The organism is Hassallia byssoidea VB512170 (genome assembly GCF_000817785.2).
GTDB classification, from domain to species: Bacteria; Cyanobacteriota; Cyanobacteriia; order Cyanobacteriales; family Nostocaceae; genus Hassallia; species Hassallia carrinoi.
The window spans coordinates 1-21,043 of the sequence record NZ_JTCM02000065.1 but is presented as its reverse complement, the minus strand read 5'-3'; the positions used below and the strand labels follow the sequence as shown (position 1 = coordinate 21,043).

The window sequence follows — 21,043 nt, the reverse complement described above, 5'->3', positions numbered from 1 at the left end:
TCTAAATTTTTAATTGTGGTTTAGATGCTGCGACAAGACATAGGAATTAGGTTGAAGTAGCTAACAAACTTGCTTATTTTTCCTATTAGGGTTAACTCTAAAAGGTATTGGGATGCAATGGCTGATGTCATGCGGTTTATGAATAGAGTTTGGTGATTAAGTATTTGAATTTCCGCACACGAGAGGTTATTGCTGCTGAGTTCTTCAGGCTTTGGGATTAGTAATTCGGGATGTACCAGCGCTGGGGATGGTAGGTGTTTCCAGAATGCGGGTTTATCTGGGTTATTGGAGGCGCTTACAATATTGAAATCAGCGTGGGTTCCTAATATAACTTGTCCTGATAGTGAACTGTTACCGCAGTCTAGCCAGAATAAGTCAGCTTGTTCGTCGCGTGGGCTGTTATATTTTAAACACGAGTGAATTTCTGCCCTGGCGGCAGCATTGTCCACGCAGCCGATGATAATTGTGAGGGTATTCCACTTGTAATTTTCTACATGGTTAGGGGAAAACCAATCTGAAATTGCTGTTACTTCTACCCCATATTTGGCACTGCACCTGGTGGCTAGACATTGTGCTTTGGGAAAACTTATCTCAGATGGTTGGTAATTTTGGCGTGCGATATTTTTAGGTTCGACGTTATCTCCATCGATGATGGTGAGGTTAGCCTTTTTCTCGTTTTGCTGTAGCTGTACTATGAGGCGGCAAACATCTTCGGCAAGATACCCCCCTGTGCCACCAGCCCCTACTAAAATAAAATTTACTTTGCGGTGGGGACGGGGGAGAACGGGTAAGAAAAATTCTGTGTCGATTTGTATCATAACTCGAATATCAAATTGGGGTCAATTTCAAGGAAGTGGTTGTATGCCCCTACGCGGGTGTAGATGGTAGGCTTTTTGTCAACTGTGCCGATAATTCCGAATATGCGGAACTTTCCTGACTCCTCTTGGTTGTCTTGGTTGCTGGGGATTGCTCTCATACAGCCGTGTGAGTGGATTTCAACCAATGTTTGGCTGTATCTGAGGTTTGTATTTTCCAGCGATCGCCCTTGGCGGGGCTTTGCCCATCGCACATGAGTTGAGGATGCTTCTTGTGCTGGTGTGTGACACCACCATTGGCTATTTACAACCCCCAGATAAAAAAGGATTTCTTGATGGGGATTAATCCGCGCAGCATTGATGATGTCTGTAATTATGCTTGCTGGGACTTTCGGTACATTTAACTTGAAATAGGGTTGTATTTGTGCCAATCCTGCTATGTGGGTATGGGCGATTTGCAGGCAGATTTCTAATTCTGGGCGGTGCGATCGCGCATATACTCCATCAGATGCAAGCCAGTATTCCTGAAGCTTTTGGCTCTTTGGGGGAAGGTTGTGACTGACAGCGTAGTTATAGCTGATGAAGAGGTTATTCATGTTGGAATAGATACTTGGATATATCGTTTGGCGTTTTGATTGTTTGATACTCTCTAGCAACTAATTCCTTTGCTGGAAAGGATTTTGTGGTTCGTAGGCTTATCAATAAGTCGCAGACATTGTGGGGGTGTGATTTTGACTTGTTTTGGCTGAAGTCTTGGTTGAAAGGGCTGTTCCAAAACAATTCCCAGGTTTTATTGATTGAGTCGGGATTACAAGCAGGTGGGATGTTCCTACCGAAGCAGATTTTATTTGAGTCGTCCCAAATATTTGGTAACGGCGCTTTGTATAATTGACAATCCTGCTTGAAGGTTCTTCCTTTAACTGCCCATAAGTAGTAGCTACTGTTGCATCCAGCGAATATAAATGCTGGCATGGGAATAGTTATTGTATTGTTTCCTTCTGGGGTTTGTATTGAGACTGAATATTTTTGAGGCGGGTAAAATTGAATAATACCTTCTCCATTTGGTGTTATCTCCCACCAGAGCGTATTGGGAGATAACCATCCTGAATTTACAGTTTTGGCTGTAAACGCTTTTTCCACAGCTTCAGGTGATAGAAATTTATATTGTGTTTTATTACCTTCTTCTTCTATCAGTACAAACTGTCCTTTGAGAATGATTAGATGCCCTAAAATTTCCTGTTGTGGAATGTTATTCAGTATGATTTGAGTGTTTAATCCTATATTTATATGGCAGCTTGATTCCATATTTTGACTACCTTCTTTCGATTGGCTATTGATACTTTTATCCAGTCTGATAACTCTTCAAATTGGTTTAGGATGATGCTGGCTTCTTGCCATTTATCGGCGATAAATAATACATTTTCTTCGCTCCACTCCCACCAATATCCAGTTTCATAGGTTGTGTCTAACCAAATATTCCCTGTTGAATAGTCGAGAAGACTCAGGCTAGGTACTAAATATTTGATTGGTGTTTTGAACTTGTTACAGATTTTCACAAGTTTTTGAAAGTCTATATTTTCCGCATCTGCTATATAATCAGGTTTAAACCCAAATTCTTCTTCCCAATATTCAAGGCTATATCCATTACCCACAACAGAGAGTAAGAATTTTTCGTTTGCCTCTAAATCTTCAAAGTTATCATTCCACCATTCAAGTCTTTGTGGTAATATAACTATATTTTCATATTCTTCGTATGTTTCTATTTCATCAATAAATTCAACTGGAAACAACTTTGAATTTACTAGGTGAATAAATTCAATTTCTCTATCTGAATATATGCAATTAGGATGTGTCTTTCTGTTTATAGGTGTTTTTGACTTATCCCATTCTTCTGCAAATAGTTTTTGATATAAACTGAGTAAAGTTGCTTTTTGAGAGAAGTTTTCCAGATAGGTGATTGTTTCTGTACAGGTGATGGGTATTTTAAATAGTTCTAGTGATATCATGATTTTGAGAACTGCCGCTAGTGTGGATAGCGGCGTTGCTTAACTACAATACGGGATAATTGCTGGATGCAGGGGGTTGTTGTCTGAGGGACTTAAAAACTTTATCTGTATATGTTTCCCAGTTTTCCCCCATTTTGATTGTTTGATTTATTTGTGAGCGCATACTAATTAAAACTTCTAAAGTTAGTTGATTTTTTATTTCTAGAAGCTTCAATTCCCAAGCTAATACAAACGCTGGGTTAATTTGTTCGGGTGCAAATTTGAGTTCTGTGATGCAATTACCCTTGGTTCCGGCGCGTTTAACAAGTCTTATTTCGGTTGTTTCTCCTGTAGTTGTACGAGTGATTTCGGCATTGGCATATTCTGGAAAATAAGTGCAGATTGCCAGTCTTAGCTTGTTGTCATCTATTGCTGTATTTGGTGGGATAGGAACTTGCTGCCCTTCGATAATAGCGATATAATTCATGGCGATTAGAACAGTGAAAGTTGTTGTTTATCCGACTCGGTTGGATGAGAATTATTAGATAATTCTCGTTTTTGTACTTGTTTACGCTCCTGAGATTGATTAATATGATTAATAGTAATTTTTCTTTTTTCGGCAGCTTCAATAATTTTAGGTAAGGCTACCTCTAATTCTTGAATACTTTCTTGAATGATGGGTTGTTGGGTTATTTCCTGATAGCTAGCATTTTTGATAATGGGAGGTGCATTTTTAATACCAATAGAGAAAATAGCCTGTTGCTCGTCTGGATAAATTTGGATGGTTATTAGATAGACTTTAGGGTTTGATATACTGTTGCTGTTATCTTCATAGTCATCTGTTTCATCACTATCTTCTAAGCTATTGTTGTTATTAGAATTCAAATCACTACTGTAACTTGCTTTAGAGTTAGTTACACTTTCTTGCTCTTGATTGTTCATGAGAGGTTGGCAAATTTTGCAAGGGTACGAATGGTAATGCCTGTTCTGCGGAAAGACTGCCATTTGTAGGCACATTCTCCTGGTTTGTATTTGGGTGATAGCTGACTCCATATATCCCAAGCTTCGAGTAAGGTAGGGCTGACTGATTTAAGTGCCATTCCAACTTGAATCCAAGTTGTATAGTCAGAAGCGAATCTGGGGTGTATGACTTCTAAGAATGTAAGTGCAGCTTGAATATTGGTTTCAATGTTGGGGTATAAGTTTACGCATCTGTTTGCCTCATGTGTGCGGTTAGATTTTTCTTGGAGAGAACTCGATGGAGAATGAATTACCCTTTCCTTCTCCTGCTTTAATAGCATTTGGGCTATTACCCAATCTGGTGCGATCGCAACTTGTTTTTCTTGCGGACTGCAACCGGGAACCCACTGATAGTATCTTCCTTCTGGGTGGTAGGAAGGAGGTAAAACAGACGCATGATTTTTGCCTCTAAACTCCAGATTTGAGATTTTGCTGGATTTGATTGATGATTTTTCAGTAATTAGGTATAGAAGTTGGCGCTTGTATTCACCTCCAGAGGTGAATGCGACTGTCGCCGGGAGGTATGCAAGTGCGCCTTCGTATAACTTTTGGGGAGAAATTTTCTCTATTTCACCCTCTTCTAGTTTTTTGTTGAGGATTAGAATTTGACCCCAGGCGCGGAATCCGTCGCAGTCGATAGCGACGATGTGTCCTTCGGGTTGGTTATCGCCGCAGACAATAGCAACCCCAGTGGCAGGTGTATACCTCTTCCCCGACCAAATTTTGCATCTAGTACGAATGAGTTCGGCTTGTAGCTGTTTGGGTGAGTAAGTTTTATACTGCCATTCTTTTCCCCCCAGAGGTCGCTTGCCAAATGTGGGTATAACCCTCCATCTGTCGGGTAGTGTTTCCAGGGACGAGATAATTTTACCTGCCTGGGCGTGCATGATTTCATTTGATTCCTACTAGTTAACTTTAGTAACTAGATGCATGAGCTTTTGGTGGTGGTTAGCTGTATTTTGGGCAAACAGTTATTACTACTTGCCCTATGTTTTAAGCTAATCGTTGACTAAGAGCATTTTCCACTTGGTAAGTTCCAAGAGTGCAGTTTGCATCATAGGGGAAAGTGGGAAATTCCGGGAATTTATTTATAGCTTTTGTTACCCTACACATCACCATTGTTCCCTCCCTTCCCTTTTTGTTTAGTAAGTGATGATAGCTGATGACTTCAAATTCATTGTTACCTGCTTCAAATTTACTTTTTGCGTGTAGGGAAATAGCCTTTTCCCAATTGGGTTGCCAGGACATAAGAGTATTGATTGCTTTTTCTCTAAATGTCGTGTTATCCATGTAATTAAGAATATCCGATACACAACTCTCCCTTTTAGCTATAACTTCGCGAGCGTAATTAATTAACCAGTATTCTGCTTCTTGAAGTAGGGTGCGTGATTTTCTATCCAGGCATATTTCGTCATGGCTTTTTGCCATTACATATGCCCGTTGCTCAAAAACCATACCGTTAAGGCGCATTTTTAAATCAGATGGATAAAAGGTCATCAAATCAGCTAATTCATCACTAATTGCAGGTAAGGGATATTTGATCGGGGGATAGATTTTGACTTGATATCCTAAATTTACTGCATGTTCAACTATTAGGTGAATATCGGATGCAGGGATACAATCACCTATTTGGTAATTTTTATCCAGAAGTAAATATGTTGGCGCATGAACGATTTTAAATTTTTGAGGTGATTGTTCGCAGTCAGGAACTAGCTCTATGTACATAATACTAACCAAATTATTTTTTATTTGGTTAGGCGTTAGTTAGTGTCGTGATTTTGCTGTTGCAGTGTTGTGTAAAATTTTTTATAAAGGTAATAGACTTCATATAAAAAGTTCTGCTCTTAATGTATAGAGCAGAACTTGTTTTAGACTATTTGTACTTCTTGTTGGATTAAATTTTGAAGTATAAGTAATCCAACTTGTTTGGAGATTGCTGTATTGTCATCGGGGCATCTGTAAATAACAGTACAGTTTGAACATCCGTGCTTGCATGGACAATTTTCCACTAATAACTTTGCCCTCGATACGGCTTTTTCCAGATATTGAAATAGTGTATTGCACATTCCGGTTCCTCCCTCAACTGTATCGAAGAAGTAGCCGACTAAGTTAGGCTGAGTTGGTTCTTCATAAAGCATAAAGTCAATATCTTTACTACTAGCACCATGTTCAACTAGTGGTAATGCTAGCATCAGTTGATGTGCTAGACTGTGGATACAAATGTCGGTTTCTTTATATTCAAATAACTCCCTCTCCTCTTTTGGAATGTACTTCTGATTCTTTATTGGTAACCTAATTTGCTCTACTTTTGACTTGAAGAAATTTCTCGCTTGTCTGTCTATCTCAATTTGCAAACAACTGGTAGAACAGCTAATAGTCAAAGCTTCCTTATATAATACTTCTTCTACTAGTTGGATTATGTCTTTATCTGTGAGTTCGCTGTTGCATATGGAACAGTTTTGTAGTTTACTTGCTAGAGATTGATTGTGGTTTCTGCAATCTTGATTTGGACAAGTCCATTTTGACTCTCGATTGTATAATCTGTATCCGGACACTGACTCAGAGATGTTACATATTTTATGAGTAAGTTTTATTACTCCCATTGGCAGTTTGATTGACTTTGCTTCCCCAGTAGTTTTAACTTCCTCAAATTTAATTAGTCCTTGAGGGCGGGTAAATAAATTTGTTTGTCCAATAGGCTTGAGGAAAGCTTGCCCTTCTTGGATTTTTAACTCTGATGATTTATACCAAACTGGATTACCATCAAAATCCTGGGCTGTATAAATTGCATTAGGGTATACTTCTCTTAAAGCAGTGTTGACCGCACTTTGTTCAAACTCCTCCCCAGTTGAGGTGTTGATATAGTTGATATTGTTGCTTTTGCTCCCCCTAATCTTGATATCGCCGTGTACATAACCTAAATTGCGGGCGCACGCTAGCTTGCTGTTGAAGCTGTACACGAGCTTGTTTTCTTGAAGAAGTTGGTTTGCGATCGCAAGTCCAGTTTGTCCGAAATGCTTGCTGATTTGGTTGATTGTCGGGCGTGACTCTTTGCAGCAAGCTAGAATATGGCACGCGAGTAGATTTTCAAAATTGGGGTTGAAGTTGATGACCTCCGGTGGGTCGGTTAACAACCGTTCGGGATTTTTCGAGTAGTAAGAGTCTAAAATAGACTGTTTGGAAGGTATGAAGACAACTAGCCCTTCTTCCTTTCTGCCAGCACGACCTGCCCTTTGCCGGAAGGATAGGATACTGCCAGGATACTTGCAAATCAGGACGGCATCAATACAGCCTAAGTCTAACCCCGCTTCGAGAGCTGACGTTGACACGATAAATTTGATTTCCCCAGATTTGATATCTGCAATGATTTTCCTCCTTTGGTTGTTTTTCAAATTGGCGTAAAATGCAGAAATACTATTTTGGAGGTTAAATAACCCATTTTCAGTTAATATTTTGCGGATTGTTTGGGTTAGGGTTTTGACCATTTCTCTGCTGTCGCAAAAGCATATTCCCACCACATCTTTACTGACAAGTGAAGCTGCTATTTCGGCAGTTGCGTACAAAGTACTATTCTGGGGTTTGAGACTGATAAATGTGGTTTCAGCTTTTCTTGCACCGCTTTGGCTAATTACTGTAAAATTGCTTTTACGGTTGGAAATTTTTTGGGCTATCTCTTGGCTATTGCTGATAGTAGCTGAGGCAAAGATATATTGTAATTTGGATATATCACTTCCAGCTAGTTTTATCAGTAGTTGAGTGCGACGGTTTAGCAAAGCGAAATTGCTACCAAAAATACCACCATAGTAATGAGCCTCATCAACCGTGATTATGGAAATTTTGCGTAGTGTTTCAATGAAGTTATAGTTATCAAATTGGTAGTTGGTAAGCTCGTGATTCCAAACATCGGGCGTGACGCAAATAATTGAGGGTTTATGTGTATAAAGCTTTTTGCGTTCTTGGGATGGAGTATCGCCATTAATATTTAGAATTGCGGGGCGGATAGGCTCTGGTAGGAGATTGATAAACTCCTTTATTTTCTCCTCTTGGTCAAATGCAAGGGCTTTGAGGTTGAAGAAGATGATACATGAATTGCCTTTGAGACATTCGTGAATAACTGGAAGTAGGAATGAAATCGATTTCCCACTACTTGTTGGAGTTTCCAGAATGATATCTGATGATTGGTTGTATGCTGACCATGCTTGAATTTGGTGGGAGTATAATTGATTGATTCCTAATTGAGTGAGAGCCTTACTTACTGCTGGATGAACATTTTCTGGTATTGGTTGATAGTTTGCCGGTTGTTCGGGAATTATATCGCAGTGGGCAAGTTTATTTCTACCTTCTAGCTCAGATGCGATTTGTTGATAAATTAAACTTCTTGGAGATAGAGCATTTTGAACCGGGGTAAGATTTCCTTGTTCTATTTCCTCCCTCCAATTGAAGATAACTTGACTAATATTCCCTTTACGAAAATGGAGATTTTCACCAATAATTGTGTTAATTTGAATTGTTCCGTACTGTTTGGAGTAAATGCAGCGACTTGGTTGTAACCACTCTGGTCGGTTGTTCATAAAAAACTACTTACTTGTTGTTTGTAACAAGTAGGCGTTAGCGATGGCGGTGGTTTTTATGCAAGCAAATTATAGTTATTAATTTGTGGCTTTCAAATTTAGATAAAATTTACCGAAGAATAACCTTTATTGTAATAAAATTGTCTACGCAGATTAAGTTTAGTATTAGTTTATACTAACTATTCCAGTAGCCAAACAAATAATCCCATAAAACTATAAATTACGGTTTGTTAGATGTTTGAGGGTAATAGAACTTTTGATATAGTTACTGATGTAGATATTGTTATTTTAATTTTTTGTATTTTAAATAATATGATTTAGCTTCATGATGTTTTTATATGAGGAAGTGAATTTTGATTAAAGGTAATATTAACTTGACGATTTAAATATATGGGTTAATTTGGATTATGTATGCGGGTGTTTATTTATGAATTTTGAACAGACATCTCAAGTTAATTTGATAATTGAGCGGGCGAAACAAGAGAAATTTAATGATAACGAGATTGCCCTGTACGACGATTTTTTGATTGAAGGGGGAATAAAAAATCCTGCCAAGATGACGGAGGAAGATGCCACTAATTTTGTGAATTTTCTAGATAGTTGTGATGCTTCTAACGAATTTGTGGCGATGGCTTTGACTAGATTGGCGCAGATTGCCCCTCAGAGTGCAATGGCAAGAATACTGGAAAGTGATTCTGACGGTGATGGTCTAACCCTTGCTGAGGAGCTAAAACTTGGAACCAAAGCTACTGAGTTTGATACACCTGCCGAGATAGCTGCCTCGCGACAACGGCAATTTCAAGCTTTCTCATCCAAAGATTCTGCGGCATTTGAACTTTAAATAGACCTAAGAAGCATTCCGATGAACGTTATCAGCATCTCGCTCAAAAATACTAACAACTAATTAATAGTTAAAAAGTAAAATATTGTTGCAAGAGGGGATATAATTGCGCCATAATTATCTCAAATTTCTCACCATCTGGATAGGGACGGGTGATTTCTTCCCCATCTTCATTTATCCAAGTATATCCATTGTTAGCGGTATATTCGACACTCAGTATTGCTGAACGCCACCGCCCGGATAAAGATAATCGATTATAGCTATAGAAAAGAGTAAAATCTATTTTTTCGTTTCGATAGAATTTATCGGTAGGGTTGGGTTCGGGGCGGTTACGCGGGTCGAATTTCTCAGTAAAATACCCTTGGAATTCGATATTTATGCTATTACTGCTGATAGTGGAAATGAGCTTATATCGTGCGGCATTGTAGTGTTGCGCGGCAATTTGGGATGCAGCAAGTTCAAATTCAAGGGGCAATGATTGTATATTCATGCGTCAAGGTTATCTCCCATTCAAGTTGAGTTACCAGCTTTTCAACCCACATTCCGCACCCTAAAGTCTGACAAATTTATGAACGCTCATAAATAGTATTTTTGAACTAATAAGTAGAAGCATTTTGTCAGGACTAAATTAAGAATAGTTGCCTTTTTATAGTATTTTCGTACTATAAAGACCAAGGAACTAAGCTGTCGCGCCTACAAATTGTAGCGGTGGTGTTGCATCCAACGCCCTCCGAGTAATAATTGATTTATCTATATACTGCACTGCATTTTGAGAATCAATTGCAAAATATATGCAAGGAGTTTTGGGCAGCTGGATGCGATTTTCCAACATGACCCAAGGAAGGTCTAGGGGATTTATAGTTTTTATCTTCAATCATCCTCAAAAATTTCTTCTAGTGTTAGTGGTTTACCTGCTAGTTCAGAAGCCAAATCTCTAAGCTTAAACAAAGTTTCAAACTGCCCCCGTTCCAGTTGTCCTTTTTTGGCAGCTGACAGGGTTCTCTTATCCAACCCAGTCTTTTCCCTAGCTTTTTGAATAGATAAATTTTTGTCTTCTGTCCAATAGCGAGAAAGGTCAACGTATTTAGGCATTTCAGAACCATACAGTTTTTGTCCTGAACCTAATTTACGCGCTGGAGTACAACTTTGGCGCACCAACGCACCAAAGTTGCCGAAATACAACGATTTTTATCTCGTTTTTCCTACATTAAAACATTAACACATCGACACGTTAACGTATATTAAAGTGTATAACTTTGGCGATGGCGCAGAGCGCCTGCCAAAGGCATCGCCCACGTTACCGACTATGAAAACCGAACCATGAAACCAACGCTTGAGCAAAAGATGGAACTATGTAAAATGTGTCAAAACCTGACATCAATGTATCTGCCCATCAACAAGAGTCACAATTATTGAGGCAATACATCTAAGAGTCACCGCTTCGGATTCTGATGCAGTACACTCAGCAGTGCTGCGCGTTCAACAATATAGCACAATCCTCAATTCGGTTGATGAATTGAGGCAATTTGTTGAACAAAAACGCCTTTCATTACCACCGAACCGTAAACCAAACAACATGAAAGCGATTGCTCCCAATCGGCTTTTAAGAGTGCGATCGCCTTCAACATAAACCCCCAATACAGAAAGACAAATAAAATCATGATACAATTACAAACGTTTGCAATCGACAAGCAAGCACTAGCACAGTCTGAATTTGAGTTGTACATAGCCCGACAAGCTTCTTTAGTAACGTCCTCTCTTGGTGCAAAGTATTCTGTTCAATCTGCCGCTCAAAACTTTTTACCTGACGCTGATGCTCAAAACGTACCTATCCTCAGCCAGGGAAGTTCCCAAACAGAGCCAAACCGGGAACCACTTAAACATCTATTAATTGGTACGGCGAGAACTGTAACCAGCACAATTCACTATCTGCAAGTAATTGGTTATGCGGATGTTGGCGATTGGAGTCCACTACTGCCAAGTCCTAATCCAGGCGAGGTCATGAGTATTTTAAGCCGCTCAATTTTGGTGCAGTAGTTATGACAGATAATTCACAAACTCAACTTGATTCGTTAAATCCTCAAACCGAGTATGATTCGCCCTGGAAAGATGTCTTAGAAAGATATTTTGAAGACTTCATACTATTTTTCTTCCCCCAAGCACATCGAAGGATTGATTGGACTAGAAAGCATGAATTCCTCGATAAAGAACTGATTTCTGTGGTTGGCGATGCAGAAATTGGTACACGATTTGCCGATAAATTAGTCAAGATTTATCGTATTTCTGGAGAAGAAAATTGGATACTTATTCATGTCGAAATTCAAAGTAAAGAAGAATCTAATTTTGCTTTACGGATGTACACCTACAATTATCGTATTTACGACAAATATCAAAAGTTTGTAGTATAAGAAGGCTATTCTCGGTGATGAAAACCCAAATTGGCGACCATCGCAATTTAATTCTCAACTATTTGGTTGTGGGATAAGTTTTCGATTTCCAGTAATAAAACTGCTAGACTACGAACAAAGGTCGTCCGAGCTTGAAGCTAGTCGCAATCCCTTTGCTATTGTGGTTATGGCGCATCTACAAGCTAAGGCAACAACCAGCAATCGCACCGAGCGCAAGCAGCAAAAATTAACTTTGGTAAAAAGGTTGTATGACTTAGGATTTGAGCGGGATTCGATAATTATCGCACTTCAAGTTCATCGATTGGATGATGACTTTACCCGCCAATTTAGCACGGGAGTTTTGGCAAGAATATAGTATTTTCGAGGAATCTAGACGTATGCAGTATGTAACGAGCGTTGAGCGCATTGGCATTGAAAAAGGTACTCGCAAAGGTTTATTACAAGGAATTGATACCTGTTTGCAATTGAAATTTGGTGCAATGCAGTCAGAACTATTTAAGGAAATTTCCCAAATTCAAGATGTCGAGCAATTGTCAGCAATTTTAACTGCATTAAAAACACTTAACACGGTGGAGGAATTAAGAGAAATTTACCAACCGATAACTGAGTAAGCCATGAATACAGAGCAAGCACGCTTGCGATCGCTAATGATGCTAAGAACTTGAGTAATCAAGGCTTACAGCTAATCAGACAAGGAAGATATCGTGAAGGGCATAACTTAATACGTCAGGCGTATTTATTGCTGGTAGACAGTGCCGACAGTTTCACTCAACAGCCAAAAATAGAACGCGGTTTAGCAATGCTCAAACAAATGCATCAGCCATAATTACCGCGTTAGTGCAATTACCAAACACCCCCAACCTGATTGGGGGTTATTTTGTGCCATCCAACATAAGCAACCCTTGTAATTCATATTCACTATTATTTGTCAAGCTGTCTTTAATCTTTGTAACAATATTGTTAAATTTATTACCTGCCTTTGGTAGTTATTGAGAGATTTTCTTTGAAAAGCAATGAAATTACGGATAGAAGCTTTTGGCGATCGCTTCAGAAATAGAGACAATACTTAGCCTTGAGGTGCTTTCCAAAAGCAAACGTGCGTAGTTGAAACTATATGGGATCTGTTATTTTACTCAAGGGCGTATTCTCTTAGTTTTTGCCGTTTTCACTCTTAAAAATAGCTCTTAATCTAACCTAACTTTAGACAAACACGCTCAGTCACCGCTTGATAAAAGTGAATATCCCAGTGCTGTAGTAACTTTAACATTTAACGATATTAATTTTCTATAAGTATTTTGAGATGTCTAGCGAAATTGGTTTAGCAGAATTAATTCAGCAAGAGATGGATTACTGCTAAATCGCCAATTATACCCAGATAACTTTAGTTTTTTGCTCATACAAGCAACTCTATATTTCATAGTTATTCTGTTATAATTTCATCCCGCTATATGTAAATAGAAAGTAGTGATTATATGCCGAAGCTGAAAATGATATTTATTACATCATCTAGAGTAAGTTTGAATTAGCGCGCAATGTTATTTATATTTGCCTCTCCATTCATGTGTTCTTCTAATATTAGGCGAATAGTTGATTCAGATATTTTAGCTTTTTTATCTTGAGCGATACTGATATAAAAGTTTTTGATAAACTTATTTATTTCTGCTCGTTCGAGTTCTTGCCAATATTTTTTACGATTGCTCCAAAAGCAATTGCCGGGTGCGTAATCTCCAGTGATATCAATACGAGCAATTATTGTATTATTTGGGGCTTTTCCCATATCTAGAAGAAACTGGTTAAAGTTATCTCTCCAGGATGGATGTACTTCGATTCCACACCCCCCATGTTTTTTGTAAAAAGGGTGATTTGTGTTATAGCAGGCTTGTTTGATATAGCTCCAAGAATGATATTCTCTCAAGTTTTCTGGATTAATTTTAAGCAATAATTCTCTTCTGAGACAACCGCAGCTATTAGTGCTGCCGCTGATTAAACTATGCTTGTACACATATTTTTCAGTCCCGCAGCTGCATTTCACCAAGACTTTTGCTAACCTACCTAGTTGTTTTATCTCTTGGTTATCAATTACTGTTAATCTACCGAAAGTTGTACCTATTTCTAGAAGACTTCCTTTTTTGACGCAACCACAACTTTTTGTCTTGCCGTTTAAAAGATTAAACTTAAATACTTTTCTTTGGGTTCCGCAGGCTGTACACTGGCATAGTATTTCTAACCCTTGGCTTTCAAGTACTTGCCAGTAACCAAACTTTTCTCCAATGTCAATAGTTCGACTACGCATATACAGTAATATTAATTAATATTTTCTTATGTAAAAATTTGATAAATTAACTGGTTCTTGTTTAAATAAAGAACCAGCTAACTATTATTTTATAGCTTGAGGGTAAGCTGTTTGGGTGCTAATGATTGATTTAGCAGCCACCTAATTTGTTGTCCAATTCCCAAACCTTCCATCGGAATTCTTGTGATGTAGCCGTGCTTTTGCAAAATAGGAATTACTTGCTGTCGGTATACTTTGCCAGTTAGAAAAACAATTTCTATATTAGGATTAGTTATCTTTATGAGTTTATCCACTACTTGCTGTGCCCACATCTGGCGCTCTTTTGGGGATAGGGAGTAGGGAGATTTGTCATAAGGCGAGATTACTTTTTCTGGTTCAAGTAGCCTATGTAGGGGTGAGAGGATTTGCCATCGGACTTGGGTTTGGGCATAGTTGCGGCAGGCTTGGAAGCGTTGAGAACAGTAAAGGTCTTTTGCAGCGGCTCTTTGGTTAGTTTGTTTACCGCACCCGGCAACAAGACAAAGAGTTTCTGGTTTTTTAATGTAGTGATAAATTGCCAGTAGCGAGTTGAGATTGTGTGTCAATCTGATTATGCTTGATGCGCGATCGCTGTTGTGATTTCTTGCGATGCTCCCAACAAAAAACCGCTTCGTTAACGCACATACTCGACAGCTACATCTGGGTGCTTGATGAGCTGGATATCTGAGCAGATTTTCGCCATTGTTGAACAGGAGTGTATTGCTACTGAAGGTTTCCCTCGCGTGGGTTGAACCGTCAAAGCTAATGCCTATCTTAAAGAATGCCTTAGCGTATTGTGGCGAGCATAAACCGAAAACGTGAAAATGGACGGTTTTATCTAGTGAGTGTATTTTCTGAACGATTGTTTTGATAATGTGTAGGTTAGCTGAATATTCTTTGGCTTGTACTGCTAACCCTCCTATTCCCAGGTTTTTGTAACCCAACTGGTAAATTTTTAAGGCATACTCAACTTTTTCTTGGAGCGACAGTCCGTGAATAACGGCTAGGGGAATTCTTCCTGGCAGTTTTTCTTCGGCTATTTTGATAAAAGTTTGTGCTTGTTCCAGATTATATTGCCGTCGCCATTCAATATTTCTGAGGAGTAGATTATCGGGGCAGGTAACAGTATCTCCTTCTCGGCTGCGTTCTCGATATCGGTTGGCTGCCCACTGTGCGTCAACATATTGACCATTAATGGTGGGGTAATCCTGCTTGCGGTATCCAAATGCACCGCAGTCATGGATGATATCGCAGTTTTGCGGCATTACTTCTGGTTTGATAGCTAGCGAACACAACCATCCAGCGGGTTGATATTCGGTCAGTTCCCATATGCCTACCTTTTTATCATTTATCTTCCAATAATCTCTTTTCCCCAATACCGCATAAAAGCCTGGTTTCATAAACTTACCTAATCGTTTACTACCAGTAGTGCGAGTATTGGCTGCGGTGGTGAAAAAATTTACCTGCATTAGGATACAGCTAAGTCGCTTTTTAACTTTCAGTTTTAAATATTTTGTATACTTATCTGGTGAGAAAACTAATTATTTTTATCCAATCTTTTGGTTATGGGTAACTGTTACGCTCGTTAAATTTTCTAATTACTTTAGGCGTAAATTTGTTTTTTTTATGATAAAGTCGGTAATGAAAATTCCTCAAATTTAGCATTTAAACTTGAGGATTTAGGGAATTGCAAAGAGCATTGGATAGGCAATAGGCTTTCTTTTAAGCAGCGAGTCCCATCAAATCGTATACCTGATCCAAACGGGCTTGATGTTTTTCGTCTGTACTCGACACTAGATTTAACCATTCGCATTTGGTAAGAGTGTAGAGATTGTATGTCTCGTTTGGCTCAACGATAAATTTATCGCCAAAAGCGGCGATGAACGAGTATGACTTTTTGGTGAGGGTATTTTTGACAGATACCTGTACCCTGCCGGAGATAATTATAAACAGTTCGCTTTCATCTTTTTGAGAGTAGCTACCGTGAGTTTTACGTTCTTGGAGGCATTGATAATTTACTTTTACCCAAGAGCCTTCTGTGTGGCTGAAAGAGAAATTACTTTCTTCGCTAATTGGAACTGAGGATGTTAGTATTTGCATGATTGTTTACCTGTTTTCAATTGAATGAGATGGATTTATGCAGCAAAGAGAATTTCGTCGCAAGTTTCAGCTTCGTTCAAGTCATTATTTTTATTTATGGCATCTATAAGGTTATTTATTTCTATTAAATTCATTCCTTCTACAAGAGCTAATGCTTCATTTATGTTATCGCTATATTCCCCTGTTCGATGATTTAAATTTTTGAAGATAGCGTTATAGTTACCTGCCATTTCTACTGCTATTGCCCAAACGCATAATTTTGCTTGAAATTCTACTTTGTCATGTGACTCTAGCTTTTCTAAGTGATTGCCGAATCTTGTAAACAAATTATTTGGTTTGGTGGTAAATGCTCTTACTTTTGAAAACATCTTTCAAGCTGAGGTTGATTTATATATTCATAATGTATCAGTAATTTTACTATTGTTAATGTCTTATTTTTAAGTTTTTAATGAATGTTTTTAAGTTTGAATTACCTCATCTTTTTAAAGATATTATTTATAGATAAGAAACAATCTTAAAAATCTTTATATTTTTATAAAGCAGAATACTAAGTATTCTTACTTTTGTAATTTTTCGTAATTAACAATATTTTCAAAGACGTATTTACGCGGTTTTCTTATAAATAATCTCAAAGTTCTAACCCTCCTCCCACCGTTTTGCGTGCGGGTGCAGCGGCAGCGACTTTTTGTTTTTTGTAGTCCCTAACAACTTGGGTGGGAGTAAACTGCTGTTTGATTTCAAGAGCCCGCCACTGTTGTAAATCCTGCATAATGTTTTTTAGTGGGGTAAATTCGATAGTGCTTTCCCCTTGTTTTTGCGCCTCGTTTGTTTTGTGAGTCATAATTTTGAGGTACATTTCTCGTTGATCGGCGATAGGGAGCTTGCCATTGTTATCTTTAAGCTTTTGCAGGATTTCTTCATTGCCTTGATTCATTGCCCCTCCCCAGGCAGGACCGCCTTTTTTTGTCATCTCTGCCCACTCTTGGGCGATGTAGGGGTGAACCTGGACAGGGATATCACCTGCACTTTGGATTTGTTGAGGTTGGGGAGCCTGCTGTTCTCCTTGGTTAGGTGGTTGTTGCGTCTGTGCTGTTTGCCCCCCTTCAAATATCTGTTCAAGATTAAGCTTGTTGGCGTTTTGGGCAATAAACTTCACTTGGTTAATGTCATAGTCGCTGATATTCATCTTGGCGACCTCTTTTTTTATGCCCTCCTCAGTTTTGGTTAAATCAAATTTGACTAATTCCTGAGTACCCCTTTCCTCGGTGGTTTTAAAAAGTTGCAGGCTGGCTTTTTTTCCTTCAGGGTCGCGGGTGCGTTTAATCGTAAATTCTCCTACGGCAAGTTCATCTTTAAGCGCTGTCAGGAGTATGTTGTTGAGAGTGTCCAACATTTCGTTTTGTTTGAATACCTCCAAGGTTTTGATAGTACCAGCAGGAGCGAGACTGCCGAGGCTATTTGCCACATCTCGGATGTCTGAAGAACTTAGATCGGGTAGTTTGCCTTTATCCTGAAGGTGTTCGCTTATTATCAGGAATTCCTGACGTTCGACCCCTAACATTTTAGTGGGCTGTTTGGTGATTTTGGGTTCTTTATCTCCTTTACCGGGTTTGAACTTCATCAGCGAATTACTCCATCCCTGGAGTTCATCACTGCGGCGATGGATGCTGACGGTATCCCCTTCTTGCCGAATTACAAAGGCATCACTTCTGTAAATACGAGAACCATCTTGCTCAATGGTGCTGTATTTCTTCAACATTTCGGTTGCAGCTTGGGCAATATCTTTGTTCTCGCCGTTGTAGCGTTCCTTTTCTGCTTGTTTGTTTTTTATCTCGTATATTGGTACTTCTACTTGACGCGCCCATTGTTGCGCTTGTGGTTCTACCCCCTCAGAGTAGGCTGCTTGTTGGTAAGTGTATTGAGCGGCGTATTGTTCCTCTTCTTCTAAATTTTCTTTTTTGGGAGTTACGCTTGGATTTTCTGACTCAACAAATTTCTTTTTATTGGTAACTGTTATTTCATTTGAGGTATAATTTTCCTGATTTTCTATTTCTTCCTGAAGATTATTGATGATAAATTCTTCAAAGTTATCTTCGGCTGACTCTGCTACAGTTGATAGTGTGGACTCAGAATTTTCAACATTTAAAGGTTGGTTATCTATCTGATTGCTGGGTTCTAGTATAGTGTTGTCTGTTAATTCAACTTCGTAATGATTTTGAGCGATCGCAGTAATTTGCTCATCTTCATCTGGTGGATAATCAAAATCTGGAGGATTGCTAATATCTATATTTTCTACAAAGTCAATTGTCTCTTCATCTGGGGGTATATCTTCTACTGTAATAAATTCTCCTGACTGAATTTTCTCTGTATTAGCAATTAACTCTGTTACATTTGCGTCAAAATTAGTATTATTTAATACTTTTGAAAGCATATCATTTGCTGCTGCTGATATATTGTCAAATTGGCTGCTTTCAATATCAGAACGTTGGCTGTTCACGTTAGTTTCAGGTTGAAAATTCTCGCTCTTTTCTAGAAAATTTTTAGTATCTTGGTAATTTTTAACGATATCAGATGAAGGAGGTAGTAGCTTTATGAGTGGCTCGTAAGCTACATCCATAATTTCATCCTGGGAGAGATTTTCTGTAATTAAATTTGTTCGACATTTGCCTTCTGAATCTTGCTCGTAAATGACAGTTTTATTGCCTAATTCAGTGTAGGCAGTTATCCTGATAGCTGGTTCATAATCGCTGCTTGAATTTTCACCTAAATCGGGTACATCTTGTACAATTCGGGCGGCGATAGTTTGTGCTTGATAATCGCTAGGTTCGTTGTGTGTCTCAAACTCTATGCTGTACCGTACATTATCCATGTACATATCTGGCATGAGGATTACTGTGTCTCTACCATCTATCCCTTGGTTTAAATCTACTTTTTCCCATTTGTAAGCTCCAGGGGTAGATTTATCGGGTACGAGGTTGTAGGTATCGTTGCCAACTTCAACTGCTATTTTATCTGTTTCTTCCCCCTCTTTAAATATTTCTCGAATTTTTTTAAAAGTGTCAATCAGGATTTTGGCTAATTCTAAGGCTGCTTTACCAGTAGTATCAGCCAGTTGAAGATAGTTATCTGCTATTCGTTGTTGCTGAGGGTCAAACATGGTGGTGTTGGAAACCTATCGATAAGTATTGAATTTTGATATTTAACGAACACTAATTGATTATCAAATCTGATGATTAGTAATGATGGTTTAGCACCATTTTGGTAAAATTTATCGCAATAAATATTATTTGGGCTATTGCGGTCGTAATGGGAAACTAGGATATTGTCGAAATAATGAGCTTCCACATAAGGTGGAAATTGATAATTCCATTTCGGCAATATTTGATATTTATTAATTTCTTTTATAATCTCCTTATTAATCATGTTTATTATTTAAAGAAATCGGCATAACTGTCTACGGGTAATGGTGAATTACCAGCCTGTACGGGCGCTTGGGGAATGGGGAAACGCTTATCTACTTCTTTTACTCTGAGATCTAAATCTTCTTGAGTAGGTCGTTTTTGGGTGCTTTTCCGTGCTAGCTGCTTGATAAGCTTGTCCCAATTGTTTCCGTTTTCTGACTCCAAGCTAATCAGATATTTTGATACTTTAATAGTCTTTAATAGGGGTACAGAACCTTCCTTTTTATTATCATAAGCAGGGTTAATAAATACACATTTACCAGGTGGCAATTTGAGAAATTGGGCAGGTTCAAAAAGCTTGCGAGTTTTCTCTTGGTCGGAGATAGATGTTGAAGCTTTGCCCCCTCCAGTTGACCGAGATTTTTGTTTGTAGCTGATTTCCTCTTCACCTAAATAAGCACTAAAAAGCCTTGCAGATTCCTCTTCCCCAGGATTAAATACAAACTTGGTACCGCACGCACCAAGGATTGCTTTTGAGATTTCCTTGCCGTAAATTTTTTCCAACTGACCCATATTTTGCCATCCGAGGATTCCACAGAATCCTTCAGAACGCGACTCGTTAAGCCATTTAAACAAGTCTGGTAAAAAAATTGACGGTAGTTCGTCAACGCTAACCACAAGTGGGCCAGAATATTTCCTCTTTTTGGCAATACTGCGAGCGACGGTCATGTGTAAAATAGAAGTCATGAGTGGATCTACTGCGTCGCGGCGTTCGCGGTCGAGTCCAAAGATAATCATCTGTTTTTTATCTACCTCTAGTGGTAAGGTGGTCTGACCGATAAAACAGCCCAAAGTGTTCTTAGCCATGAATCTCGTAAACATGAGCGATGCGGTACCGGCGATACCTGCGATGGTTTTCTCCGATCCGCTAGAGCTAAATAACTGACCAAAAGCTATTCTTATCCAAGGGTTGAGGCTCGCAGCCATCAAACGTTCGACCATCTTTTCACTCGATAGAACTGCTGCTGCGGTCATGATATCGGCGAACTCGCCAAACTCTTTGGTGAGCATGAGGATTGCCTGGGTGAGTTGATCCCCCGCAGGTCCAAAGAATGCGTCCTCATTGGCGCCTCCCAACATCCGGAAGTTTTTATTTATCACAGTTGCAAGCTGACGTGCGGTTTCAGCATCGCTACTGTCGCGCAAAAAATCAATGGGGTTGCATACCTCCGATTCGGGGAATCCTGGCGCAAAGACGTGTACTTCATACCCCTTTGATTTAGCATAAGAAGCGATTTTGGCTTGTGAGGGGTATTTAAAATCGTATAGTACAATACCAAATCCTTGGTCAATTGCTGAATATAGCATGGGGTTGATTGCCGAAAAAGATTTACCGCTACCGGGTGCCCCAATGACGGCTGTACCTCTTTGAACATCAGGCACGTACATGGGTGTTCCCCCACTCCCCTTTGGTAGTTTTTGTCCTTTGTATTTACTTAGATCTTGCACCTACCAGGAAAAATCACTAATACCCGAATGAGTGTGTAATAAATTAACACTCGGAGCAGAAATAAGCTCACGTGTGTATAAA

24 protein-coding genes and 1 pseudogene are annotated in these 21,043 nt (G+C 39.0%); 8 read left to right on the top strand and 17 right to left on the bottom strand.

Translation table 11 applies throughout. The features are described from left to right. Positions 1-20 precede the first annotated feature (20 nt). The 9 genes from PI95_RS22895 to PI95_RS22855 form a co-directional block, all read right to left on the bottom strand. Positions 21-818: a ThiF family adenylyltransferase gene (locus tag PI95_RS22895; protein WP_039741706.1), complete on the bottom strand. Its 798-nt coding sequence runs from the start codon at positions 816-818 to the stop codon at positions 21-23. After that, on the bottom strand, positions 815-1,411 hold the full coding sequence (locus tag PI95_RS22890; protein WP_039741440.1) for a Mov34/MPN/PAD-1 family protein: 597 nt from the start codon (positions 1,409-1,411) through the stop codon (positions 815-817). Before PI95_RS22890 ends, PI95_RS22895 begins: the two co-directional genes overlap by 4 nt. Further along, positions 1,404-2,120 carry a hypothetical protein gene (locus tag PI95_RS22885; protein WP_201280571.1) on the bottom strand — a complete coding sequence of 239 codons (717 nt, stop codon included), beginning with the start codon at positions 2,118-2,120 and terminating at the stop codon, positions 1,404-1,406. Before PI95_RS22885 ends, PI95_RS22890 begins: the two co-directional genes overlap by 8 nt. Further along, the gene (locus PI95_RS22880; RefSeq protein ID WP_039741437.1) at positions 2,099-2,821 is read right to left on the bottom strand and encodes a hypothetical protein; all 723 of its coding nucleotides are present in this window, start codon (positions 2,819-2,821) and stop codon (positions 2,099-2,101) included. The genes PI95_RS22885 and PI95_RS22880 overlap by 22 nt, the downstream gene beginning before the upstream one ends. Positions 2,822-2,864: 43 nt before the next feature. Continuing rightward, positions 2,865-3,287, bottom strand: a complete 423-nt coding sequence (locus PI95_RS22875; protein ID WP_039741435.1) for a hypothetical protein — start codon at positions 3,285-3,287, stop codon at positions 2,865-2,867. A gap of 5 nt (positions 3,288-3,292) precedes the next feature. Next, complete coding sequence (locus PI95_RS22870; protein ID WP_039741433.1) at positions 3,293-3,742, bottom strand: hypothetical protein; 450 nt, start codon at positions 3,740-3,742, stop codon at positions 3,293-3,295. After that, positions 3,739-4,707: a PriCT-2 domain-containing protein gene (locus PI95_RS22865; protein ID WP_039741431.1), complete on the bottom strand. Its 969-nt coding sequence runs from the start codon at positions 4,705-4,707 to the stop codon at positions 3,739-3,741. Before PI95_RS22865 ends, PI95_RS22870 begins: the two co-directional genes overlap by 4 nt. A 106-nt stretch (positions 4,708-4,813) precedes the next feature. Further along, entirely contained in the window at positions 4,814-5,545 is a 732-nt protein-coding gene (locus PI95_RS22860; protein ID WP_039741429.1) for a hypothetical protein, read from the bottom strand. Between the two features lie 143 nt (positions 5,546-5,688). Further along, positions 5,689-8,391, bottom strand: a complete 2,703-nt coding sequence (locus tag PI95_RS22855) for a DEAD/DEAH box helicase (protein ID WP_163519113.1) — start codon at positions 8,389-8,391, stop codon at positions 5,689-5,691. Between the two features lie 427 nt (positions 8,392-8,818). Between PI95_RS22855 and PI95_RS35320 the strand changes: the two genes are divergently transcribed. Next, entirely contained in the window at positions 8,819-9,232 is a 414-nt protein-coding gene (locus PI95_RS35320; RefSeq protein WP_201280570.1) for a hypothetical protein, read from the top strand. Positions 9,233-9,302: 70 nt separating this feature from the next. On the opposite strand, the gene PI95_RS22845 is transcribed toward PI95_RS35320, so the two are convergent. After that, the gene (locus tag PI95_RS22845) at positions 9,303-9,722 is read right to left on the bottom strand and encodes a hypothetical protein (protein ID WP_039741427.1); all 420 of its coding nucleotides are present in this window, start codon (positions 9,720-9,722) and stop codon (positions 9,303-9,305) included. A 380-nt stretch (positions 9,723-10,102) separates the two neighbouring features. Further along, positions 10,103-10,414, bottom strand: a complete 312-nt coding sequence (locus PI95_RS22840) for a hypothetical protein (RefSeq protein WP_236117159.1) — start codon at positions 10,412-10,414, stop codon at positions 10,103-10,105. 138 nt (positions 10,415-10,552) lie between these two features. Between PI95_RS22840 and PI95_RS37530 the strand changes: the two genes are divergently transcribed. From PI95_RS37530 to PI95_RS22820, 7 genes are all read left to right on the top strand, one after another. Then, positions 10,553-10,648: a DUF6888 family protein gene (locus PI95_RS37530; protein ID WP_373695714.1), complete on the top strand. Its 96-nt coding sequence runs from the start codon at positions 10,553-10,555 to the stop codon at positions 10,646-10,648. A gap of 52 nt (positions 10,649-10,700) precedes the next feature. Then, positions 10,701-10,862, top strand: coding sequence for a hypothetical protein (locus PI95_RS22835; RefSeq protein ID WP_163519112.1), 162 nt, complete (start codon positions 10,701-10,703; stop codon positions 10,860-10,862). A 200-nt stretch (positions 10,863-11,062) separates the two neighbouring features. Next, entirely contained in the window at positions 11,063-11,269 is a 207-nt protein-coding gene (locus PI95_RS22830) for a hypothetical protein (RefSeq protein ID WP_051502802.1), read from the top strand. 2 nt (positions 11,270-11,271) lie between these two features. Next, the gene (locus PI95_RS37265; protein WP_063842320.1) at positions 11,272-11,640 is read left to right on the top strand and encodes an RpnC/YadD family protein; all 369 of its coding nucleotides are present in this window, start codon (positions 11,272-11,274) and stop codon (positions 11,638-11,640) included. A gap of 166 nt (positions 11,641-11,806) precedes the next feature. After that, positions 11,807-11,995 (top strand): hypothetical protein, encoded by a 189-nt coding sequence (locus PI95_RS37260; RefSeq protein ID WP_063842319.1) that lies wholly within the window; start codon positions 11,807-11,809, stop codon positions 11,993-11,995. Between the two features lie 22 nt (positions 11,996-12,017). Then, positions 12,018-12,251, top strand: coding sequence for a hypothetical protein (locus PI95_RS37255; protein WP_039741424.1), 234 nt, complete (start codon positions 12,018-12,020; stop codon positions 12,249-12,251). A gap of 50 nt (positions 12,252-12,301) precedes the next feature. Then, positions 12,302-12,466, top strand: a complete 165-nt coding sequence (locus PI95_RS22820) for a hypothetical protein (RefSeq protein ID WP_163519111.1) — start codon at positions 12,302-12,304, stop codon at positions 12,464-12,466. Between the two features lie 696 nt (positions 12,467-13,162). Here PI95_RS22820 and PI95_RS22815 read toward each other — a convergent pair. The 6 genes and pseudogenes from PI95_RS22815 to PI95_RS22790 form a co-directional block, all read right to left on the bottom strand. Further along, on the bottom strand, positions 13,163-13,933 hold the full coding sequence (locus PI95_RS22815; RefSeq protein ID WP_052324843.1) for a hypothetical protein: 771 nt from the start codon (positions 13,931-13,933) through the stop codon (positions 13,163-13,165). Positions 13,934-14,022: 89 nt separating this feature from the next. Continuing rightward, positions 14,023-15,420, bottom strand: coding sequence for a DUF6884 domain-containing protein (locus PI95_RS22810; protein WP_236117158.1), 1,398 nt, complete (start codon positions 15,418-15,420; stop codon positions 14,023-14,025). Between the two features lie 253 nt (positions 15,421-15,673). Then, complete coding sequence (locus tag PI95_RS22805) at positions 15,674-16,051, bottom strand: hypothetical protein (RefSeq protein WP_039741420.1); 378 nt, start codon at positions 16,049-16,051, stop codon at positions 15,674-15,676. 35 nt (positions 16,052-16,086) lie between these two features. After that, entirely contained in the window at positions 16,087-16,419 is a 333-nt protein-coding gene (locus PI95_RS22800) for a hypothetical protein (protein ID WP_039741418.1), read from the bottom strand. 260 nt (positions 16,420-16,679) lie between these two features. Beyond that, positions 16,680-19,208: a hypothetical protein gene (locus PI95_RS22795; protein ID WP_039741415.1), complete on the bottom strand. Its 2,529-nt coding sequence runs from the start codon at positions 19,206-19,208 to the stop codon at positions 16,680-16,682. 271 nt (positions 19,209-19,479) lie between these two features. Beyond that, positions 19,480-20,946: pseudogene (locus PI95_RS22790) on the bottom strand (type IV secretory system conjugative DNA transfer family protein); the annotation flags it as partial. Positions 20,947-21,043: the final 97 nt, after the last annotated feature.